This window comes from Ruegeria sp. BHSB056, from assembly GCF_059613305.1.
In genome coordinates this window covers 1-1,672 of record NZ_JBXWSG010000185.1, presented here as the reverse complement: position 1 = coordinate 1,672, position 1,672 = coordinate 1, and the positions used below count along the sequence as shown (strand labels likewise).

General features: G+C 54.5%; 2 protein-coding genes. Both read left to right on the top strand.

The window, feature by feature from the left end:
- A partial coding sequence (locus AC2FND_RS20190) for a hypothetical protein (protein WP_496771482.1) occupies positions 1-1,030 on the top strand: 1,030 nt, incomplete at its 5' end.
- 2 nt (positions 1,031-1,032) lie between these two features.
- Positions 1,033-1,672 (top strand): hypothetical protein (locus AC2FND_RS20185; protein WP_496771481.1); only part of this gene is annotated, 640 nt, incomplete at its 3' end.

Genomic DNA, 1,672 nt, shown 5'->3' with positions numbered 1-1,672 from the left:
CAACGATACCCCAGCAGATGTTGCCGCAATTCTTGCGTGGTTCAACGAGGACCCAACGCGACTGCCGAATGTACCAGTGAATGACCTAAGCGGTCAATCGGCCGAAGGCGTGACTCGAAGCGAAACTTTTGTCACAATCGACGATCTCAGCTCGGCATCTGAAAATGCGCACACCTCAAGAGCAATGCAGGGTGCAGGCCAGACCCATGCATGGCATAGAGCGATGGATCTACTTCGCGCAGCATTCGCTCAAAATCGAGGGCCATGGCCAAGTGGCGACGCCACGGACGACGATAACGAGGAAGAGGATACATCGGCGCGATCCAAGCAGATTTCTCAAGACAATAGGAACAAAGATAAGTCGCTGAAATTTTTTGGCGAACTCCTCGGCAAAATGCTCGATCCGGCCGCTAAAGGACGAAATGCTCCGGTCGCCCTGTCGCTGGCCCATTTTCTCACAGATCGCATCCGACCCGAACCAACTGAAGTTCGATCTTGGATCTGGAGAATTCTCAGCCAGATTGTCGCTGTGGAGGGACTAGAAGCCGACATGATCCTTGCCACGGCACTTCTCTATCACAGCCTTTCTCAACACGGCTCAGGAGAAATTGCTGCGCGACGCTTCGTGATCAAACGTGGGTTGGACCCTGAGAACTTGACGGTCGATCCATCGTGCATTTCCGCGTTTGTCGATGTGTTGAACCCTGAAGTCGACCTCATCGCGGAACTCTCGAAGGCGAGCGCAGCAAGAACGGTGGGAGAACAGCTTAGCGCTTACATCGCCGCAGCGACCGCATCTGGTCCCGAAAGCGGGTTCGACAGGCTAAAAACCTCTAAGTATTGGCCGAAGCTCAGGAGTGCAATCGAAGACACAGACGAATTCGCCAAGTTCACCGTAGTCGAAGGGCCAACTGACTACTGTCCGCGAAAGCATATCCGTCTGCCTGCAGTCGCGCGATCGGAGCTGCGCACAGAAGGTGTCACCCGCTGCGATTGCTGCGCGCGCATCATACTCAACAAGGATTGCTAAAAATGCCATCGCTTGAGGACCTACTCGAAGAGACGCGCCAGCAGGAAGAACCACGTATTGTGGCTCCATCCAAGACCGACCTTGGCGGCGTCGACCCTCTTGGCCTGCGGCAGATCAATTTTGGCCTTATGGATCGAGTGCTTCCGGATCTTAATAACGTGGCGAGGCATATCCGCCCCTACGTTGTCATGGCCTGGGCTTGGCGGCGCGTCAGGACGATCGTCGAAACTGGAAAGACGATGGGTGCGAGCGACGCCGAGATGCGGGATTTCGTTGATCGTATTGAAGCGATCTATGCATGGTCGCAATTCCTTAACGACCCCAATGCAGATATTCCGGGACGGCAGGCTATGCAGGCCCCCATCTCTGAAAAAAGTTACAATTTCGGCGGTCCCGCGTGGGAAGCGGGAAGGAATATGCGCCGCTATTCCACAGGTTTTATTTCTCCTCTGAACTACGGCCCTAGCCTTCGTACTCTTGGGTGGCTTCTGCCTGTTGAACAAGGATTGGGAGTGTTCCAACCCGACCCATCGTTGGATCCACTTCTTGATAAGTTCGAGCACGCCATTCTCGATGAGCTGGGACACGAAGCATTCAGCGAGTTTGGTGAGGTGAAAGTCAAACGGAAAGATGCCCGTCGCT